The organism is Gottfriedia sp. OAE603 (genome assembly GCF_040543965.1).
In the GTDB taxonomy this organism is placed as follows: Bacteria; Bacillota; Bacilli; order Bacillales; family Bacillaceae_G; genus Gottfriedia; species Gottfriedia solisilvae.
Genome location: NZ_JBEUNN010000001.1, coordinates 384,636 through 403,635, shown reverse-complemented (window position 1 = coordinate 403,635; position 19,000 = coordinate 384,636). Strand labels below are relative to the sequence as shown.

Genomic DNA, 19,000 nt, shown 5'->3' with positions numbered 1-19,000 from the left:
TTTATCTCCCCGTTTAATCGTATCAAAAATGATATGATCATAGATTCATTCCATAAATATTAAGCAGCCTGTGATTTCTGTTTTTCACTCTCTCCGCTCAATTTAAATAAAATCATACCAAACATAATAACTATTACGCCAATACATTCTTTCATGGTAAATGGTACTTTCTCAAGTCCAAAAATCCCGAAAGAGTCAAATAAGACTGCAAAGAGCAATTGAGAGGCTAATGCAATTGATATTGCATACGTAGGCCCTAGATGTTTGACCCCTTGCACTAAACAAGTAACGACACCGACACCAATAAAACCACTAAACCAGTACCATGGTTTCATATTCTGAAAATCAAACAAACTCGTTCCTTCAATGATTAGACCTATGACTAAAGATGCTAAAAATCCCATTCCTAAAACAAGTGTTGTAGTGGTCTGAGACCCAGATTTTTCGTTTACTTTACTGTTAAATATATTTTGAAGGCCGACTAACGAACCTGCAAGGATTGCCAAAAATAACCCGATAACCATTGTGATAACACCCCTAATTTCGTTTGTCTTCATAACTATTCATAAATGCTATGACCTGAAAGAGACACTAATCCTTCTCTATCCTTTATAAGGATAAAACCATCCTTACGCTCGACTAAATCATCCTTACAAAACTGTTGGATGACACGATTCAAATGTCGGTAACTCGTTCCGATAAAATTTGCTACATCTTTTAAAGAAGCTGAACTTATTTGATCTTCCAGTAGCGAATCTGATTCATCGAACGATACCGATAATAGATAACTAGCTAAACGGACTTCTACAGGATGCATTAAATTGAAGCTTAAAGAATTTGATTTTATATAAAATTTTTCTGTAATGATTTCTAGTAAAAACTGTAGCAATGGTGAAAAATCTTTACCGTATTTTTTTAGCCATTGATGATGAACGCCAATCATGTGAACTGAAGAAACTGCCTCAGCTGTATTGAGAAAATCTGTACCCCGAACGTACTCAATATCACCAATTACCTCTACTGGCTTCTTAAATGAAAGAATTAATGTTCTTCCATCTACAGAAGTCGTATAAATCTTCAGTTTTCCTTTGACGAGGAAGTATAAATACTGTGGAGAATCTCCTTGAGAACAAATAAGCTCTCCTTGATCAAAGCTATACAAAATTAAGTGTGGCATTAACTGATCATTAAAAATGGATTCGATTTGATGATTTTTTAAATAGTAGCTTAACAGCTCTTGATCCTTCAATTCCTTCATAATTTTGTTCACCTCCACACTTTCACAGTTCATTTATCTTAATAGCCTAGGATTACAACTCCAGCAATCATCATTGAGATACCTATAAATTGTAATGGTCTTTTTTTCTGCTTTACGACATCGAACCATCCCGTCAAATCCACTAAATATGTCATACATAGCTGTGCAATTAATAAAGCAGAAATCGAAATTGTTACACCAATCTTATGAATAGATGTAACATTACTGAAAATAATGATTGCACCCAACGCGCCGCTAGTCAAATATAATGGCTTTACTTTTGTTAGCATTTGCCATTTTCCGTCTTTCACAAATAATAAAATAATAAGTGCTAATACAAACCCAGCAAATTGCGTAATCGTTGCTGTTTGCCAAGTACCTATATCCTGACTAATATGAGCGTTAGCTACACCTTGTAGCGTTATAAATGCGCCACCAAAAAAAGCAAATAAACTCCCTTTCATTTCCGTTCTCTCCCTAATTTTATTTTCTCTATTTATTAAAAGATATCTACATATATCTTGGAAAGGACATATGTCCTAAAAGTACATAATAAAAGGATCTTCAATATAGAAGATCCTCCGTCAATATTACTTCATTATTTCTATTTCTTTTATTGATTGAATCAATTGTTTAATCTCAGAAACTTTCTCTTCATCCAACAATTCGACAATTTTACTACCAACAACTACACCATCACAATCTCGACTTAATTTTTTTACTTGTTCAGGAGTAGAAACACCAAATCCAGCGAGTACTGGTATACTACTTAGTTCCTTTACACTTTTTAAAAATGCAGACAGATCTCCATTAAATTCATTTCGGACTCCAGTTATTCCTTTTACTGTAACAGTATAGAGAAAACCTCTGCCTCTTTGAGCGATTTTCTGTATTCTTTCTTTTGGAGTCGTCATAGTCACTAATCGAATTAATTCAATTCCAGCACCCTCAAGTTGATTGACAAGCATCCCTTCTTCCTCAATCGGTAAGTCAGGTATAATACATCCATCTATTCCTGCTAACTTACAATTTGAGACAAACTTCTCTATACCATAAGCCATAATTGGATTCATATATGTCATCATGATGAGTGGTATTGAAATCATTGAGCGAACTTCTTTCAATTCATCTAGTACATCTCGTAATGTAGTTCCTACTTGTAAAGCACGAATACCTGCTTTTTGTATTGTTGGACCATCAGCAACGGGATCTGAAAACGGGATACCAATTTCAATTGCAGATGCCCCAAACTCTTCAAGTAAAGCAAGTCGCTCTCCAAGCACATCTAATCCACCATCACCTGCCATTATATATGGAATAAAAAGCTTTTCTCCGTTTGAAAGTCGCTTTGAAAATTGCTGTTCAATTCGGTTCACTTTAAGCTTCCCCCTTTAAAATTTCTCGAACAGTATGAACATCTTTATCACCTCTACCGGACAAACAAATGACTAGACTTTCATCCTCCTTCATACTTGCTGCTTGTTTTATCGCAAATGCAACTGCATGAGCACTTTCTAATGCGGGAATGATTCCTTCTAATTTCGCAAGCAGTTGAAACGCGTCTAATGCTTCTTGATCAGTGATTGATTCGTACTGAACTCTACCAATATCCTTTAAGTAACAATGCTCCGGACCAACACCTGGATAATCAAGTCCAGCCGAAATTGAATGTGCTTCTTGTATTTGGCCGTGTTCATCCTGTAGAAGATACATTAGCGCTCCATGTAACACGCCAGGAACTCCTTTTGTTAATGAAGCTGCTTGTTTATCTGTATTCACACCATGACCTGCTGCTTCAACACCAAAAAGTTGCACAGTATGATCTTCAATAAATGGATGGAACATGCCAATCGCATTACTACCTCCACCAATGCAAGCGACAACTGCATCTGGTAGTCTATTGTTTCTAGCTAAAAACTGCTTCTTTGTCTCTTTTCCAATCACACTCTGAAAATCTCGAACCATCATAGGAAATGGATGTGGTCCCATTACAGAACCTAGTAAATAGTGCGTATCATCCACATTTGCAACCCAATAACGTAATGCTTCATTGACAGCATCCTTTAGGGTTGCACTTCCTGATTCAACACTGATTACCTTTGCACCTAGTAGTTCCATACGGAAAACATTTAGCTCTTGTCTTCTAACATCTTCAGCGCCCATGAATATGACACAATCAAGATTTAGCAAGGCACAGACTGTCGCAGTCGCTACTCCATGCTGCCCCGCCCCAGTTTCTGCTACTATTTTTCGTTTACCCATTTTGACTGCAAGTAGTGCTTGACCAATTGTATTATTGATTTTGTGAGCTCCAGTATGATTTAAATCTTCCCGTTTCAAATAAATTTGTGCGCCATTTGCGTACTTTGATAAATTCTCAGCATAATAAAGGGGTGTTTCACGACCAACATAATCTTTTAATAGTTTTTCCACTTCAGCAAAAAAACTTGGGTCATTCTTTACGTTTGCATATGCTTCCTCTAATTCTGTAACGGCTTGAACAAGTGTTTCTGGTATATATTTTCCACCATATATTCCGAAGTGCCCCTTCAAATCAGGCATGACATAACTTTTCATCTCAAATTCCTCCTCTTTTTACTGTTTTAATAAAAGCTTCTATTTTCTTTTCATCCTTCTTGCCATCTGTTTCTACTCCACTACTTACATCAACCATCACTGGACTTACAATTTCACTTGCTAATAAAACATTATCAATCGTCAGCCCACCTGCTAAAATCAACTTTCTTTCAATGTTTTTATTAATAAGGAGATTCCAATCAAATGTTGTTCCATTTCCGCCTCTATACGGTCCAAGCGGACTATCTACTAAAATATAATCACATGAATACGCAGCGATTTGATTAATATCTGACTCAGAGTCAATTCGAATAGCCTTTATGACTGGATATCGCAATGATTGGCAAAACGATGGAGATTCGTCTCCATGAAGTTGTAAGTGGGTCAATCCAACCTCTTCAAAAATCGATTCTAAATTCTCCTTTGTTTCATTTACAAACACACCTATTTTGAGAATATGTTTTGGGAGTGTTTGAATGATTTCCTTAGCTTTAGATACACTAATTTGACGTTTACTTTCAGCAAAAACAAAGCCGATTGCATCAGCACCTGCTTCAATAGCGAATTGAGCTGTTTTACAATCCGTTATCCCACAGATTTTTACATTCACTGTTTTGCCCCCTTCAAATTAGGAACCTTTAATTCATTCATACTAGTAGCCAAGTCTCCGCTTCTCATTAATGCTTCTCCTACAAGTACACCGCTCGCACCTGCATCACTGACTCTTTTCGCATCCGTATTCGTAAAGATCCCACTTTCACTTATGACATAACTTCCAAATGACCTAATAGATGGTGCCAATCTTTCAGTTATTGCTAAATCCACTTCAAATGTTCTTAAGTTTCGATTATTAATTCCAATTATCTTAGGACCAACTTTAAATGCTTTTTCTAAATCAGCTTCATCATGAACTTCCAATAACACTTCCAAATTTTGTTGTATAGCATATTCATATAACTCACTGAGTTCAGAGAGAGTCAGGGCAGCTGCGATTAATAGAATAATATTTGCACCATTTTCTTTTGCTAAATCTATTTGGACTTGATCAATAATGAAATCCTTACATAAAATCGGAATATCAACAGATTCTCTAACAAGTCTCAAATCATGAAACGATCCTTTAAAAAAGGTAGCATCTGTTAAAACCGATATTGCTGCTGCACCATTTTCCGAATAATGTTTGGCTTGTTCTGCTGGGTTTAAGTGAATATTTATATCTCCTTTAGAGGGCGAAGCCCGTTTAAACTCTGCGATCACTGATACTGTGTTAGCCTGTTCAAGCTGTTGGATGAGGGAATATGTTGTTTCTTTCTGCTTCTCTTTTCTTTTTAACTCTTTTAAGCCTTTTATTTCTTTCCTTTTTTCCAAGAGAATTCGCTCCAAAATCGTTTCCATTTAAATCACCTCTTTTTTGAATTTAGTCGTTTGTTCAACTAACAGACATAATTTTTCATAGGCTGCTCCAGAGTCTATACTCTCTTGCGCTTTTTTGATTCCATCTGAAATGTTTTGTACAGCACCCGATGTATAGATTGCAAGACCTGCATTTAATAAGACTGTCTCACGAAATGCTCCTCTTTCTCCTTTCAAAACGCCTAAAAGTATGTCTGCATTCACTTTCGAATCTCCCCCAATAATTGATGTATTAGGGTAGCAGGTTAGGCCAACTTCTTCCGGATGTAGAGTCATTTTTTTCAGGTTGCCATTTTCCAATAGGACTAAGTGATTTTGTCCTTCAAGAGAAGCTTCATCTAGATGTCCTGCGCCATTGATTACAATTGCTCTTTTTCGTCCAAGTTTTTTTAAGACCTCAGCAAACATTTCTAAATAGTCCCGTCGATAAATACCTAATAATTGCGTTTCTAACTCAATTGGATTTGTCAAAGGTCCGATTAAATTAAAAATGGTAGGAATTTTCAATTCACGTCTTACTTTCATCACTTTTTTCAACTTCGGATGAACATGAGGAGCGAATAAAAAAGCGATCCCAATCTTTTCTAATAATTCTTCTGCATAATGAGATGGAATTGATAAGTGAACACCAAGCTCTTCTAAAACATCCGCACTTCCGGTTTTACTAGACATACTTCTGTTCCCATGCTTTGCCACTGGAATTCCAGAACCGGCAATAACGAATGCTGAAGTGGTACTCACGTTAAAGCTAAGTGATCGATCTCCTCCAGTTCCGCAATTATCAATGACGTTCTGAAACTTTCGTGAAAACCCAATCGTATTGTTCCTTATTGCATTTACAAGCCCTGCAATTTCATCAACTGTTTCACCCTTCGTTTTTAAAGCTATTAAAAATGCAGCAATCTCACTATCAGATATCTCTTCATCCAAAAGCATTTGTCCAACTGCTAATTGCATTTCTTCAGACGAAAAGGATTCTTTATTTGCTAATCTTTGAAGATATTCTTTCATTGCTAAACTCCTCCTTAATTTCATTTAAAAAATTTAGTAATAACTGCTTACCTTGCTTTGTACCGATCGACTCTGGGTGAAACTGCATTCCATAGATTGGATATCTTCTATGCTTAATTGCCATAATTTCTTGATCATCCATTGATGTTGCTAATGTTTCAAAATAATGTGGTAAACTGTCTTTTTTAATCACCAAGGAATGGTACCTCATTACCTCCAAAGGTTGATGTAAGTATTCAAATAAATTACTTCCCTGGTGAGTAATATTTGAGGTTTTTCCATGCTTAATCATCCTTGCTTTTTGAATAGTGGCACCGAATACATAACCAATTGCTTGATGACCTAAACAAATACCAAGCATTGGAATTGATTCATAAAACCTTCGGATCAAATGAAGCGTTTCATGTTTTTCCTCTGGTTTACCTGGTCCCGGTGAAAGTACAATTGCTTTTGGCTTTAACTGTTCTATTTCATTTATGCTGATTTTGTCATAACGAGCTACGTATACTTCTTCTCCAAGTTCTCCTAAAAATTGATAAAGATTGTAGGTAAATGAGTCATAATGATCAATTAGTAATATCATGATTTCCCTCCAGAAAAGCTTTCATTTTATGAATGGTTTCCTCATACTCTAGTTCAGGTGAACTGTCATAAACAATCCCCGCACCTGCTTGAATAAAGGCTTCATTGTTTTTAAAAACGATTGTTCGAATCGCTAAAGCAAAGTCCAGATGACCATTTGCTGAAATATAACCAACTGCCCCGGAGTATACACCTCTTTTTGACTCCTCTAATTCATTAATGATTTCCATTGCCCTAATTTTCGGTGCACCTGAAACAGTCCCCGCTGGCAAGCATGATATAAATGCATCAAGTGCTGTAAATGGTTTCTTTAAAGTCCCACTAACCTCAGATACTAAATGCATGACATATTTGTATTTTTCAACGTCCATAAATTTTTCTAATCTTACCGAACCAAACTCACAAACTTTCCCAAGATCATTTCTCCCTAAATCGACGAGCATTTTATGTTCTGCTAATTCCTTTTCATCTTGAATCAATTGTTTCTCAATCATCTCATCTTGTTCGACAGTCTGCCCTCTGCCCTTTGTGCCAGCAATTGGGTTTGTTATCACTTGACTATCTCTCACTTTTATTAAGCTTTCTGGTGATGTACCAGCCACCACGCTACTTCCAAAATCTATATAGTACATATATGGTGAAGGGTTTTGGATTCGTAACTTTCGGTAATAATCAAACGGATTCCCTTCAAAACTTGCTTTCATTCTCTGTGATAATACGACTTGAAATATATCTCCTGATTGAATATACCCCTTTGCCTTCTCGACTTTCGTCATATATTGCTCCTTCGTTACTTCAGATTCGAAGGGTGAAAATCTGAAAGGCATTTGCTTCATCTGTATCTTTTCATTCAAAATTTCTTTTTTAAGATCTTGAATTTCCCTTTCAAGCATTTCAGTAGTTGTTTCTTTCGAAAGCTTGATCCCGACAATTGATATTTGTTGCTCTAAATGATCGAAAACAATAACAACCTCAAAAAACATGAGATGAATATCCGGCAATCCGATTGTATCTTCTAAAACTTCTCCAATTTCTTCAAACTGTCGAACGATATCATAACCAACATATCCAATTCCTCCGCCTATGAAGGGTATTTTGTATTCTTCAATTGCTTTTTGGGTAGGTATTAGCTCATTTAACTTTAAAATTGGATTACCGTTGAACTCTTCTTTGTGACCATTTCTATATAAAACTTCTCCTTGTTGATTCGTCCCAATTAACTCAAATACTGGACTGCGGCCAATAAATGAATATCTTCCAGCGTCCTGATGTTTAAATGAGCTTTCGAATAAAAACTTTTTTGTTCCAGATAATTTGTTAAAAAGGGATATTGGTGTAAATGTATCTCCTTGCAATGCTTCAAATATGATTTCAACTTTGTTTTTCAATGATGACATGTCATTAACCTCCTAAAAATTTACTTGTTTATAGATGGTTCTAATTGAACCAAGTGAATAAAAAAAGTCCCCTATACGCACAGAAAACTGTACATATAGAGGACGATTATTTTATACCGCGGTACCACCTCGATTGGATTAGAAAAGGTCTAATCCCACTTTTCAGATACGGGAAATGTTGTTTGTAACAATCCGATATCCTATCCTTTTAACGGTGGAAGTCCGGGCATCCCTACTATAAATTTCAAGATGCCTCTCGTAAGCCCATTCGATATAGGTTCCTGTATTAGACTTTCACCATTGTCTAACTCTCTGTGACATTCACCAATATTTACTCTTCTTACTTAGCGATTTAACAATATGATTTTAAAAATAAATACAAAAAGGGCCCCCCGTCTTAAAAAGGACGAGAGACCCGTGGTGCCACCTTCATTAGCTGATTAACAGCTCGCTTTGTCAGTATCCAAATTTTGATGAATACTCGCCTCTTGTAACGAGGAGGCTACTCGCCAAAGCCTACTACTAAACGAACGGTTCGGTTTGGAAGCTCGGAAGTCCATTCGCAATTACTTTCACACTGATTCTCACCAACCATCAGCTCTCTTTAGTTTCCGTAATTGTTACTACTCTTCGTCAACGCTAAGTTAAAATTTAATTGTCCTAATACTAATATGTGATAAAAAAAAAGTCAATGACTAGAAAATAAAATTATTAAAATATTATTCGAGCGCGATAAACGTTTTTTGTCGATAAATTACGAAAATATATTAGTCAGATAACCATTTTCCAACTGGTTTTATTGATATTTCTTGGCAACAAGAAACTCTACAAAAGGTAATGTAATCATTGATAATATTAATAATAATAGCAGCATTATATTAATAGAACCTGAAATTAATTTATCAATAACTGCCGCTAGAAACACGAACACCATTAATAGAAAATAACTAATTTTAGAGCTTTTTTCTATGATTCTTTGTCCTAATTCTTCCTCTTGTAAAATACCATCTTTCTCTTCTTTCGATCCCCAAGTAATCGTTGTTAAAAACAATATTAATAAACCACCTATTGAACTGACTTCATTAAACCCAACATCTTTTCCAATCCAAATTTTATAAATAGTAAATCCCACTACAATTAATGAAGCTATACCAGATAATAATGCTGTTATACCTCGAGTCCTCATGATTCACTCATCCCCTCAAAACAAAATAAATCATCTACTTTAATGCCTAAGTTTTTAGCAATATGAAATGCGAGTTGTAAACTTGGATCATATTTATTATTCTCGATTGCATTGATTGTCTGTCTACTTACATAACATAAGTCTGCTAATTTCCCTTGAGAAATCTCTAATTTTTCTCGATATTCTTTGATTCTATTTATCATAATGACTTCACCTTCACAAATATATGTAAAATATGTTTTACACCTAAATTTTAATAAAGTACAAGACATGTGTCAAACATGTTTTACACAGCATTCAGACAAATAAAAAAGATCTGTTTCAACAGATCTTTCGTTTTACTATTCTTATGTAATTATTTTAATGAGTAAACCTAATATTAAACGTCGTTCCATCAGGACTTGATACAAAATCAATCGTGGCATTATTTCTTTTTGCGATTGCATAACAGATTGCCAATCCTAGACCTGTACCATTCTCCTTTGAAGTGACAAACGGAGTAGATATTCGATCATTTATTTCAGGAGGAATCCCTTTTCCACTATCTATAATTGATAATACAACCGTACCTTCTTTTATATACGTTTTTATAACAACCGAATCATGTGGTTTCATCGCATCTAAAGAATTACTAACCATATTCAAAAGAAGCTGGCGAATCTCATTTTGATCAATTTTTATAGTTGGAATACTAGACAATTCTAAATGAATGAACTTATTTTCTTTTAATGCTCTCGTTTCAAGCAATGGATTTAATGTTTTTATGATGCCATTTAAATCATTAAACTCAATTTTATTTGGCTTAACTTTAGCTATATCAAGAAATTCCGAAATGATGTTATTTACGCGGTTCATCTCGTCAATCATTAACGCAAAAATATCCTTATAGTCACTCAAATCATCATTTTCTGAGATTACTTGCAAAAAGCCTTTTACAATTGTAAGTGGATTCCTTACTTCATGAGCGACGCCCGCTGCCATCTCACCAATAATTCTAATTTTCTCTATATACATCTGTTCTTCTTCATACTTTTTCTTCTCTGTTATATCCGTAAATATGGATAAAATCCCATTTTTATCAGGGATAACTCTAATTTCTACATCTCTTTTAGAGTATTCTGTAACAATTTCAAATGTCTGTATTTCCTGTTCATCATACGCTTTATTATAATATTTATAAACATCAGTTCCGATATAGTTAGGTAGAACATCCCACATACATGCGCCTAATAACTCTGCTTTAGGCTTCTCAATCATCGCTTCCGCAGCTTTGTTAATAAATACAAATTCCATTTTTGAGTTTAGGTAATAACACCCTTTGACCATATTCATTAGTACATCTTGCATGTCTACGTGTTTAATTAGTCTTTTCTCGTCTAGAAAAGACATATTTTCTAATGATTCCATTAAGATTGGCCTCCTCACCTATAGAATACCAACGTAGATACTAAGAAAGAACGGAAGAGACTGTTGAGGAACCCAATATGTATTGTCTATCTTCCATATTTTCTATATGTTAACTTCCTCTCAATCTAGAATAACATATTTCTAAAATTTCTGAAAATAACCTAACACGTTATTACTATTAATTTGATCTATTATTTTTAGTGAATCTCTCTTTATTTGTTAAACCTTTCACATCAAGCACTTCAAAATACAATTTACTTTTCATGATAAGTATTCAATAAATACCACATTTTTCCTTTTAAATCTTGCAAATTAATTCTAATTAGACTATTATCTAATTAGATACTTATAAAAGTAGGTGATCAATAATGCAGTTAAATAAGATTGTCGAGTTTCATAAAGCACTAGGTGATCTTAACCGCGTTCGTATAATCGCTTTGCTTCAGCAAGGTCAATTGAGTGGGCAAGAGATTGCCGGAAAGTTAGGGCTTAAACCACCGACAATCACACATCATATTTCGAAGCTTAGAGAAGTTGGCTTAATTAAAGAACGCAGAGATAAGAACACTATCTATTTTTCTATTAATCTAAAAATATTAGAAATGAGTGCAAAATCAATAATGACCGTCGGTACAGGAGGGGATACAAATATGGAAATGTCAGTAACGGAAGAAGAACGTTCGGCCATTATCAATAATTTCTTCACAAAAGATGGAAAATTAAAGATTTACCCTGCACAAAGGAAGAAAAAACTAGTAGTCCTTGCCCATATGATAAAAGGATTAGAGTTTGGAAGAGTTTATCAAGAAAAAGAGATTAATGAATATTTGAAACAATACCATGAGGACTATGCTACACTTCGACGCGAACTCATTATGTGTCAATATATGTATCGTGAAAATAGTTTATATGAGTTAAACCCTGTTGAATTGTGGTGGTTAAGTTAATAAATGTAATATTCTATAATATGAAAAAACCTACCTCAGAACGAATTGTAGGTAGGTTTTTTAAATATGAAGTTTTTAGTAAAAGTAGACATTTCATTTAAGCTGAAATGCCCTTCCCACCCTCTGGCTTGAGAGTTGCAATTCTTTCCATTCCTGTCATGATTGGTTTTGCACGTTTAATTAATATTTGTGTCGATTCAAGAGTTAGCGACTCTTGATGAGCTTGCTCGCTACACCATACTTCATATACAAATACTGAATTTGGCTCATCCTCGCAAATGCTTACATGATACATTTCACATTCATCCAAATTCTCCATTGATTCCGCCGCTTCCAATAAAATATTGACTAAAGATTCACGTTCTCCCTCTTTTACTGAAAACTTACCGAACAATCCAAATTTACTCATTCTTTTTCTCCTTTATGGTGTTTTTTTCATATTACTTATTTCTACAGTAAACTGACATTTACCTATTATTTCCATAAATAAATAAGTTAACATGTAGTCATTAACTAAAAGAATAAGAATTTACATTGTAACCAACCTATTGGTTAAGTCTGTAAATTTGGCGCGCAATCGATTCAATAATATAAACTACCGGTACTTGTGTAGTAATATTAGCCTCTTCAAAATACTCCTCTGTTACGTAGTATGGAATGTTAATATTAGAGATTTTTGCAATCGTTGACAGTTTGTTATTCGTAATACTAATAATGTTACTTCCTTCTTGTTTAAGCAAATTCAGATGATTAACAGTGAAAGGATTTTCTCCAGAGACTGATAATGCTATCGTTACGCTATTATTCCGAAATTTAGAATGGATTGGAAAATGCGGATCCTTTATATATAGTGAAAATTTTCCTAAACTTGAGAAATACCTTGCTCCATATTCAGCAAGAATTCCAGAGCTTCCTATTCCAATAAAGATTACATTTTCTGCATTTTGTATTAAAATTGCGGCCTCACTAATTTTTTCATCTAGATCACCTTTAATTGTCCGCTCGAAAAACTCAACAATTGAATGATGGGCACTTTTTATATAAGTTCGTTTATCTTCTTCTAAATACATTTTAAGCTTTACTTTAAATTCAGAAAATCCCTCGCAATTTAGTTTTCTACAAAAGCGTAATATCGTTGCTGTTGATACATGAGTTTCATCTGCCAACTCACGAATTCGCATGTAAGCAACCTTATCCATGTTTTGCGAAATATAATTATATAATGATGTTTCTAACTCATTAAAAGAAGCAATACTATCATTTGAAAACATTTCGTATGTTTCTCCCTCTATGTAATAGGCATTATTTTAAATTGCTTATACCACTAATTTAACATAAATCACCCTTATGAAACATGGTGTTACATTTTCGTCACAATTATTTTCTATTGTTATTAAAAACTAGATTCTGTTGACTTGTTTACTATCTAGCTTAATGTCGTTATGATTCCATTGTAGACTACTCAAACAATAATAAATCAAAAACACTAGATGATATGAACAAATATTGGGAGGTAATGAAATGAAACAGTTTAAATTTCCTGAAGGTTTTTTATGGGGTGGTGCAACTGCTGCCAATCAAATGGAAGGCGGCTTTTATGAAGGAAATAAAGGCCTAAATATTGCCGACGTTCTTCCCGGAGGAAAAGAAAGACTTAGCATTTTACAATCCCCTGGCTTTAATTTCGAAATTGATCGAGACAAATATAGTTACCCTAACCATGAAGGAATCGACTTTTATCATCGATACAAGGAAGACATTGCTCTATTTGCAGAAATGGGTTTTAAAGTGTTCCGTATGTCAATTGCATGGACGAGAATCTTTCCAAATGGAAATGAATTAACTGCAAATGAAGAAGGATTAGCTTTTTATGACCGTGTGTTTGACGAGTTACACAAATATGGGATTGAACCTGTAGTAACAATTTCCCACTATGAAATGCCTGTAAATCTTGTAAAAGAATTCGGTGGTTGGAGAAACCGCGAAGTTGTTACATTCTTTGAAAGATACGTGAATGCAATCTTTAATCGGTACAAAAATAAAGTGAAATATTGGATGACATTCAATGAGATCAATAGTGGTTTAATCATGCCAATTATGGGTCTTGGTTTCTCAATCCAAAAAGAAGAAGATAAATACCAACCTACATTCCAAGCATTTCATCATCAATTTGTTGCAAGTAGCATCGCAGTTAAAGCTTGTCACGAAATGATTCCAGATGCTCAAATTGGTTGTATGATTTTATATGCACCAGTCTATTCTTATGATTCTAATCCTAAAAACGTGATGTATGCCCTGCAAGAAGAACGTTTCTTTAACTACTTCTGTGCAGATGTCCAGCTTAGAGGTGAATATCCTGCTTTTATTAATCGTTTCTTCAAAGAACATAATATCGAGATTGAAATGCAGGACGGTGATCTTGAATTAATTAAAGAAGGAACTGTCGATTATATTGGATTCAGTTATTACATGTCTAGAACAGAGATCAAAGATAAATCAGATTTAGAAAATTCACAAGGAAATCTAATTGGCGGTGTAAAAAATCCATTCCTAAAAGCAAGTGATTGGGGTTGGGAAATCGACCCAGAAGGTTTACGTATTAGCTTAAATCAATTATATGACCGTTACCAAGTTCCATTATTTGTTGTAGAAAACGGATTAGGAGCTTACGACAAAGTAGAGGAAGATGGATCAATCAACGATCATTATCGAATTGATTATCTTCGCGAACACATTAAAGCAATGGCTGAATCTATTGAAGATGGCGTAAATTTAATGGGTTATACTAGCTGGGGTTGTATTGATTTAGTAAGTGCATCATCTGGTGAATTCTCTAAACGTTATGGATTTATTTACGTTGATAAACAAGACGATAGAAGTGGTACATTAGAACGCAAAAAGAAAAAGTCCTTCTTCTGGTATAAAGATGTCATTGCTTCAAACGGCGAAAAACTATAAACATTTCTAACTATTATTTAAGTCCCTGGCATACAGGGACTTTTTTGATATTCACAGATATTACTTTAATAAAGAATATATATTTGTATCAAACGGCACACCATTTTGGTATAGATAATTTCTCAATACCCCTTCTTTTTGAAAGCCCAGTTTAGTCAATAACTTTATTGAAGCTTTATTTTCAGAAAAAACGACTGCGCCAATTCGCTTTAAATCTAGCTCTCCAAAGCCATAAGAAACCACTTTGCTTACAGCCTCAGATGCGTAACCATTACCCCAATTCTCTGGGAAAAGTGCATAGCTTAGATCTGCTCTCTTGTGCTCTTGTGACCACTCCTGAAATCCAATTGTTCCGATAATACCTTCCTTCCCTTTCAATTCAATACCCCATTTTATCCCACGTTTTTCATTGAAATTCATTGAAAAATTACGAATGATTTGTTTTACTTGGTCTGTGCTTGTTAATGCTTTTTGCCCATAATAACGCAATACTTCATTATTTGAAAAACAATTTAATATTCCAGTAGCATCATTTTCATTTAGTTCTCTCAATATTAACCGTTCAGTTTCTAGTATAGGAAACATTCTCAAACATCCTTTGCCTTAATAATATACCCCTCACAATGTTTAGCTGTTTTAGAAAAGAGCATAATATTTTATTTTTTACGTATCTTCATTTATGGTGTTTTAAAAAAGTAATCTTAATAATTGATTACTATTCTATAGCGATCCTTAACATTCCTTGTTCATTCAAATGCCCGTATTTTAGCTTCTCTAACATCTAGTGGGTTAAATATGAATAAATTTAAATTTTCTATATTTGGAAGAGTCTTTTTTTGAACATAATATTATAATTAGTTAAGATCCGTTTTATCAAATTACAGTAGTTGTGTTAATCATAACTTTTGAAGGGACTGTTTTTATTGAAGATCGCATTTATTGCACATGATGGTAAGAAAGCTGACTTAGTAAATTTCGCAAAAGCATATGAATCGATTTTGTCTAAGCATGAGCTATATTCTACTGGTACAACTGGTACAAGAATTATGGAACAGACAAAATTACAGTTACATCGTTTTAAATCAGGTCCACTTGGTGGAGATCAAGAAATAGGAGCATTAATCGCAAAAAATTTAATGGATATCGTTATTTTCTTTAGAGATCCGCTGACACCGCAACCACATGAGCCTGATATTTTAGCGTTACTTCGCTTATGCGATGTTTATTCAATACCTTTGGCGACGAATATGGGAACTGCAGAAATATTAATACATGGTTTAGAGCGTGGAGATTTAAATTGGAGAACTCTTATTCATGAAAAGGAAAATGAAAAAAAGTGATTCTCATTGGGAAAATCGAAAAGCCGCAATTGCGGCTTATTTTTATGGAATTGTTCATTAATTAGTTGTTTTGTACACAAATTCTTAAAAATTATAAGCCTTTTTTTTAACCTAAATTTCTTTATAGTTAAGTTAATAATCTAGCGTTTTTTTAAGTACCGTCCCAATTTATATATAAGAGAGGAATTAATATGAAAATTGATTCACCCAATATCCCAAGAGAATTACAACTGAGAAACTTTAATGATATTTACTATGAAGAGGATCCTGAACTTGAAATGTGCGAAATAAACGACTCTGTTTTTGAAAATGAAGTTGTTGAAAGAGCAAGATTATCAAAAATGGTGATTAGAAATTGTAGGTTCAACAATACAGATTTTAGTAAAATTGATATAATTGATGTACATTTTGAAGACTGTGATTTTTCAAATTGCAATATGAGCAAGTCTTCCATTCACAGAGTCATATTTAAGAATTGTAAATTATTAGGTGTAAATTTTACGGATTCTAGCTTTGGAAATGTTCTATTTGATCAATCAGTCTTAAATTTGGCATCACTTGGAGATTCCAAGCTAGAGAAAGTAGTTTTTCAAGATGCTTCGTTAAAAAGTACAGATTTTTATGATTGTAATTTTAAAAAAGTTGATTTTAATAGATGTAATCTTGATGAAGCTAATTTTGAACAAACATCGTTAAAGGGTATTGATATTAGTTCTTCAACATTTAATGTATTAACTGTTTCTATAGAAAGTTTAAATGGATGTAAAGTATCTTCATATCAAGCGATTCAGTTTGCGAGCTTGATGGGACTGAAGATTACTGATTAGAATATGTTTTAATGCAAAAGACATAAATAAAAAACGAGTCGCAAAAATAGCTACTCGTTTTTTTATTGGTTATATTCTCATTTTAGAATACTAAATATTGCTCAAACTTTGGTAAATATGATTTATCAAAAAATAGTGCCGAAATTAAAACTTACGAACTTTGTTTATTAACAATAATAAAACACAATATGAATATAATAATTGTATAAAATAAATGTATATTTAATAGTAATTCGTTCATATGAAAACTCCTAACATAGCAATTTAGCTTATCGAAGTTGTTTTGCTTTAATATTTATTATTAGCGCTTTACATTTTTCCCCACTTAATCTTTAAAAATTTTATAACAGCATTTAATTTATCGTTTACTTCCATTTTCTTTATGATTTTAGAAATATGTAATCTAGTTGATCTTTCTGAAATAGCAAGCTTATCAGCTATTTGTTTACATGATAAACCTTCTGCAACTAAATTTATGACCTCGTATTCTTTATTTGTTAATAATTTCTTTATATTTAATGCTTTTACAGGTTTATTTTGAAGTGAATTTATTTTTAATCTACTATAATCTTGTATTAATAATTTTAAATACCGATTTTCGATGAATATATATCCTAATACAACTTGTTTAATTGCTTGAACAAGTTCATCCTCTTCCAGCTTATTCGATAATATTCCCTTCACACCTAATTCTACTAGTTTCTTAATTTCATTTATTTCTATCTTATTTTTAATCGTCATAATTCTAGTTGAGCCATCCGTAGATAAAAGCAGTTTTACCTTATGCAGCATTGATTCTTTTGAAACCTTTGTGATAAATATTGTGTTTTGATACTGTTTCTCCATTAAATTTTCAAATTCTATCATCTCTACTTTTAAGTTATAGCAATCTAAAATTCTACAGACTCCAAGCACAATTAATGAATTCTCGACTAGTATTACAGTATTATGTTTAGAAATATGATTAGTTATTACTTTGGTTATCACTTGCTTCCCCCTTTATCGAAAATTTAAAAGTTTCTTTTATTCAAATCTCAACTAGTGCGGATTTATAGAAGAAATCACTCCTTCCATTAATTTTCTATGCATTTCAATATAATAGCCCTACAAGTTCTGAAAACATTATTACCTAACAAGCATCAATTTTTATCCAATTATGTCTTAACCCTTTAATAACAGCATTTAAGCGATCTTGAACCTGCATCTTTGCTAGAATATTAGATACATAATTTTTTACTGTTTTCTCAGAAATATATAATCTTTCGGAGATTTGGTTGTTTGTACAACCTTCAGCTAAAAGCGTTAATATTTCATATTCTCTTCTTGTTAATAAGGTATTAATTGATTCAAGATCAACTGTATATCTTTGTTTATGTATTTTTTTATACGACTTGTATTCTCTGAAAATTTCATTCGTAAAACGGTAATCAATAAATAAATTCCCTAAATGAACTTGTTTTACTGTCATCACTAAATAAACTTCATCTAAATCAGATTGCAAACATCCCTTTACTCCTAAATCAACAAATGCTTCGATTTCATTCACCTTGAGTTCATCTTTTATGATGATTACTTTAGTTGAACTATCATTTTTTAAGATCGATTTAGCTTTTATTTCCATGTCTTTACTGGCTACTTCACAAATAAATATAGAATTTAGACAATCTGTTTGAAACAAATCATCAAAAGTCGGTAATCTTTCAACCACTATTTGATAATATTCTAATATTCTACAAATTCCTGAAAGAAACAGTAAACTCTCCACAAATATAACAGTATTATTTTTTCGATTAATGAAGTCTGACTTAGTTGCTAGCATAACTGTCACTCCTTTTGTGATTCATTCAAATTTTCTATTCACTATATTATTGGATAAATATAAATCGCGATAAAATGATTTTCTGTTTTTTTGTGAAATAAATCACAAGTTTAGTTGTATCGCTGATATCACTCCTTATAATTTATACTTCTTTTACTTCATATTTTTTAACATTCAATATGTCAAGTACTCGTTCTTCTAATTCATTTGTTATCCATTTGTGCTTTCCTTCACAAATTATCTTAAAAAAATGAGTCTCATTGTTCACTCCTGACAGT

22 protein-coding genes and 2 other annotated features are annotated in these 19,000 nt (G+C 33.2%); of the genes, 4 read left to right on the top strand and 18 right to left on the bottom strand.

Annotated elements, in window-relative coordinates; all coding sequences use genetic code 11:
- Nucleotides 1–59 precede the first annotated feature (59 nt).
- The 13 genes from ABID96_RS01875 to ABID96_RS01815 all read right to left on the bottom strand — a co-directional run bounded on the left by ABID96_RS01875 (nucleotide 60) and on the right by ABID96_RS01815 (nucleotide 10,831).
- On the bottom strand, nucleotides 60–524 hold the full coding sequence (locus ABID96_RS01875; protein ID WP_192603395.1) for a DMT family transporter: 465 nt from the start codon (nucleotides 522–524) through the stop codon (nucleotides 60–62).
- Between the two features lie 35 nt (nucleotides 525–559).
- Complete coding sequence (locus ABID96_RS01870) at nucleotides 560–1,258, bottom strand: Crp/Fnr family transcriptional regulator (RefSeq protein WP_192603396.1); 699 nt, start codon at nucleotides 1,256–1,258, stop codon at nucleotides 560–562.
- Between the two features lie 38 nt (nucleotides 1,259–1,296).
- Complete coding sequence (locus ABID96_RS01865; RefSeq protein ID WP_192603397.1) at nucleotides 1,297–1,722, bottom strand: DMT family transporter; 426 nt, start codon at nucleotides 1,720–1,722, stop codon at nucleotides 1,297–1,299.
- A 126-nt stretch (nucleotides 1,723–1,848) separates the two neighbouring features.
- A complete protein-coding gene (gene trpA / locus ABID96_RS01860; RefSeq protein WP_192603398.1) occupies nucleotides 1,849–2,634 on the bottom strand; it encodes a tryptophan synthase subunit alpha in 786 nt (261 codons plus the stop codon).
- Nucleotide 2,635: 1 nt separating this feature from the next.
- Nucleotides 2,636–3,835: a tryptophan synthase subunit beta gene (trpB, locus tag ABID96_RS01855; protein ID WP_192603399.1), complete on the bottom strand. Its 1,200-nt coding sequence runs from the start codon at nucleotides 3,833–3,835 to the stop codon at nucleotides 2,636–2,638.
- Between the two features lies 1 nt (nucleotide 3,836).
- Nucleotides 3,837–4,445, bottom strand: coding sequence for a phosphoribosylanthranilate isomerase (locus tag ABID96_RS01850; protein ID WP_192603400.1), 609 nt, complete (start codon nucleotides 4,443–4,445; stop codon nucleotides 3,837–3,839).
- Nucleotides 4,442–5,230 carry an indole-3-glycerol phosphate synthase TrpC gene (trpC, locus tag ABID96_RS01845; RefSeq protein ID WP_192603401.1) on the bottom strand — a complete coding sequence of 263 codons (789 nt, stop codon included), beginning with the start codon at nucleotides 5,228–5,230 and terminating at the stop codon, nucleotides 4,442–4,444. The genes ABID96_RS01850 and trpC overlap by 4 nt, the downstream gene beginning before the upstream one ends.
- Complete coding sequence (trpD, locus tag ABID96_RS01840; RefSeq protein ID WP_192603402.1) at nucleotides 5,231–6,259, bottom strand: anthranilate phosphoribosyltransferase; 1,029 nt, start codon at nucleotides 6,257–6,259, stop codon at nucleotides 5,231–5,233.
- Complete coding sequence (locus ABID96_RS01835) at nucleotides 6,228–6,842, bottom strand: anthranilate synthase component II (protein WP_192603403.1); 615 nt, start codon at nucleotides 6,840–6,842, stop codon at nucleotides 6,228–6,230. The genes trpD and ABID96_RS01835 overlap by 32 nt, the downstream gene beginning before the upstream one ends.
- Nucleotides 6,826–8,238 carry an anthranilate synthase component I gene (gene trpE / locus ABID96_RS01830; protein ID WP_192603404.1) on the bottom strand — a complete coding sequence of 471 codons (1,413 nt, stop codon included), beginning with the start codon at nucleotides 8,236–8,238 and terminating at the stop codon, nucleotides 6,826–6,828. The genes ABID96_RS01835 and trpE overlap by 17 nt, the downstream gene beginning before the upstream one ends.
- 95 nt (nucleotides 8,239–8,333) lie before the next feature.
- Nucleotides 8,334–8,595: a binding site (T-box leader), on the bottom strand.
- 42 nt (nucleotides 8,596–8,637) lie between these two features.
- Nucleotides 8,638–8,884: a binding site (T-box leader), on the bottom strand.
- A 150-nt stretch (nucleotides 8,885–9,034) separates the two neighbouring features.
- A complete protein-coding gene (locus ABID96_RS01825) occupies nucleotides 9,035–9,424 on the bottom strand; it encodes a hypothetical protein (protein ID WP_192603405.1) in 390 nt (129 codons plus the stop codon).
- A complete protein-coding gene (locus ABID96_RS01820) occupies nucleotides 9,421–9,627 on the bottom strand; it encodes a helix-turn-helix transcriptional regulator (protein WP_377896566.1) in 207 nt (68 codons plus the stop codon). The genes ABID96_RS01825 and ABID96_RS01820 overlap by 4 nt, the downstream gene beginning before the upstream one ends.
- Before the next feature lie 157 nt (nucleotides 9,628–9,784).
- Entirely contained in the window at nucleotides 9,785–10,831 is a 1,047-nt protein-coding gene (locus tag ABID96_RS01815) for a two-component system sensor histidine kinase NtrB (protein ID WP_192603406.1), read from the bottom strand.
- 368 nt (nucleotides 10,832–11,199) lie between these two features.
- Here ABID96_RS01815 and ABID96_RS01810 point away from each other — a divergent pair, with 368 nt between their 5' ends.
- Nucleotides 11,200–11,778: a DUF2087 domain-containing protein gene (locus tag ABID96_RS01810; RefSeq protein WP_192603407.1), complete on the top strand. Its 579-nt coding sequence runs from the start codon at nucleotides 11,200–11,202 to the stop codon at nucleotides 11,776–11,778.
- Nucleotides 11,779–11,875: 97 nt separating this feature from the next.
- Here ABID96_RS01810 and ABID96_RS01805 read toward each other — a convergent pair whose 3' ends face one another.
- Both ABID96_RS01805 and ABID96_RS01800 read right to left on the bottom strand, forming a co-directional pair.
- Nucleotides 11,876–12,187, bottom strand: a complete 312-nt coding sequence (locus ABID96_RS01805; protein WP_192603408.1) for a putative quinol monooxygenase — start codon at nucleotides 12,185–12,187, stop codon at nucleotides 11,876–11,878.
- Nucleotides 12,188–12,323: 136 nt separating this feature from the next.
- Nucleotides 12,324–13,049, bottom strand: a complete 726-nt coding sequence (locus ABID96_RS01800; RefSeq protein ID WP_192603409.1) for a MurR/RpiR family transcriptional regulator — start codon at nucleotides 13,047–13,049, stop codon at nucleotides 12,324–12,326.
- A 250-nt stretch (nucleotides 13,050–13,299) separates the two neighbouring features.
- Here ABID96_RS01800 and ABID96_RS01795 point away from each other — a divergent pair, with 250 nt between their 5' ends.
- A complete protein-coding gene (locus tag ABID96_RS01795) occupies nucleotides 13,300–14,736 on the top strand; it encodes a glycoside hydrolase family 1 protein (RefSeq protein ID WP_192603410.1) in 1,437 nt (478 codons plus the stop codon).
- 60 nt (nucleotides 14,737–14,796) lie between these two features.
- Here ABID96_RS01795 and ABID96_RS01790 read toward each other — a convergent pair whose 3' ends face one another.
- Nucleotides 14,797–15,321: a GNAT family N-acetyltransferase gene (locus tag ABID96_RS01790; RefSeq protein WP_192603411.1), complete on the bottom strand. Its 525-nt coding sequence runs from the start codon at nucleotides 15,319–15,321 to the stop codon at nucleotides 14,797–14,799.
- A gap of 338 nt (nucleotides 15,322–15,659) precedes the next feature.
- On the opposite strand from ABID96_RS01790, the gene ABID96_RS01785 reads away from it, so the two are divergent.
- Both ABID96_RS01785 and ABID96_RS01780 read left to right on the top strand, forming a co-directional pair.
- Nucleotides 15,660–16,076: a methylglyoxal synthase gene (locus tag ABID96_RS01785; RefSeq protein ID WP_192603412.1), complete on the top strand. Its 417-nt coding sequence runs from the start codon at nucleotides 15,660–15,662 to the stop codon at nucleotides 16,074–16,076.
- 191 nt (nucleotides 16,077–16,267) lie between these two features.
- Entirely contained in the window at nucleotides 16,268–16,903 is a 636-nt protein-coding gene (locus tag ABID96_RS01780; RefSeq protein WP_192603413.1) for a pentapeptide repeat-containing protein, read from the top strand.
- 309 nt (nucleotides 16,904–17,212) lie between these two features.
- Here ABID96_RS01780 and ABID96_RS01775 read toward each other — a convergent pair whose 3' ends face one another.
- Together ABID96_RS01775 and ABID96_RS01770 are read right to left on the bottom strand one after the other, a co-directional pair.
- Complete coding sequence (locus ABID96_RS01775; RefSeq protein WP_192603414.1) at nucleotides 17,213–17,890, bottom strand: response regulator transcription factor; 678 nt, start codon at nucleotides 17,888–17,890, stop codon at nucleotides 17,213–17,215.
- Nucleotides 17,891–18,032: 142 nt separating this feature from the next.
- Nucleotides 18,033–18,722, bottom strand: a complete 690-nt coding sequence (locus tag ABID96_RS01770; RefSeq protein WP_192603415.1) for a response regulator transcription factor — start codon at nucleotides 18,720–18,722, stop codon at nucleotides 18,033–18,035.
- Nucleotides 18,723–19,000 lie beyond the last annotated feature (278 nt).

What these genes read in the sequence shown, in the direction of transcription:
- ABID96_RS01875 (WP_192603395.1), bottom strand. Translation starts at nt 524, where the DNA reads ATGGTTATCGGGTTATTTTTGGCAATCCTTGCAGGTTCGTTAGTCGGC.
- ABID96_RS01870 (WP_192603396.1), bottom strand. Translation starts at nt 1,258, where the DNA reads ATGAAGGAATTGAAGGATCAAGAGCTGTTAAGCTACTATTTAAAAAAT.
- ABID96_RS01865 (WP_192603397.1), bottom strand. Translation starts at nt 1,722, where the DNA reads ATGAAAGGGAGTTTATTTGCTTTTTTTGGTGGCGCATTTATAACGCTA.
- trpB (WP_192603399.1), bottom strand. Translation starts at nt 3,835, where the DNA reads ATGAAAAGTTATGTCATGCCTGATTTGAAGGGGCACTTCGGAATATAT.
- trpC (WP_192603401.1), bottom strand. Translation starts at nt 5,230, where the DNA reads ATGGAAACGATTTTGGAGCGAATTCTCTTGGAAAAAAGGAAAGAAATA.
- trpD (WP_192603402.1), bottom strand. Translation starts at nt 6,259, where the DNA reads ATGAAAGAATATCTTCAAAGATTAGCAAATAAAGAATCCTTTTCGTCT.
- ABID96_RS01835 (WP_192603403.1), bottom strand. Translation starts at nt 6,842, where the DNA reads ATGATATTACTAATTGATCATTATGACTCATTTACCTACAATCTTTAT.
- trpE (WP_192603404.1), bottom strand. Translation starts at nt 8,238, where the DNA reads ATGTCATCATTGAAAAACAAAGTTGAAATCATATTTGAAGCATTGCAA.
- ABID96_RS01825 (WP_192603405.1), bottom strand. Translation starts at nt 9,424, where the DNA reads ATGAGGACTCGAGGTATAACAGCATTATTATCTGGTATAGCTTCATTA.
- ABID96_RS01820 (WP_377896566.1), bottom strand. Translation starts at nt 9,627, where the DNA reads ATGATAAATAGAATCAAAGAATATCGAGAAAAATTAGAGATTTCTCAA.
- ABID96_RS01815 (WP_192603406.1), bottom strand. Translation starts at nt 10,831, where the DNA reads ATGGAATCATTAGAAAATATGTCTTTTCTAGACGAGAAAAGACTAATT.
- ABID96_RS01810 (WP_192603407.1), top strand. Translation starts at nt 11,200, where the DNA reads ATGCAGTTAAATAAGATTGTCGAGTTTCATAAAGCACTAGGTGATCTT.
- ABID96_RS01805 (WP_192603408.1), bottom strand. Translation starts at nt 12,187, where the DNA reads ATGAGTAAATTTGGATTGTTCGGTAAGTTTTCAGTAAAAGAGGGAGAA.
- ABID96_RS01800 (WP_192603409.1), bottom strand. Translation starts at nt 13,049, where the DNA reads ATGTTTTCAAATGATAGTATTGCTTCTTTTAATGAGTTAGAAACATCA.
- ABID96_RS01795 (WP_192603410.1), top strand. Translation starts at nt 13,300, where the DNA reads ATGAAACAGTTTAAATTTCCTGAAGGTTTTTTATGGGGTGGTGCAACT.
- ABID96_RS01790 (WP_192603411.1), bottom strand. Translation starts at nt 15,321, where the DNA reads ATGTTTCCTATACTAGAAACTGAACGGTTAATATTGAGAGAACTAAAT.
- ABID96_RS01780 (WP_192603413.1), top strand. Translation starts at nt 16,268, where the DNA reads ATGAAAATTGATTCACCCAATATCCCAAGAGAATTACAACTGAGAAAC.
- ABID96_RS01770 (WP_192603415.1), bottom strand. Translation starts at nt 18,722, where the DNA reads ATGCTAGCAACTAAGTCAGACTTCATTAATCGAAAAAATAATACTGTT.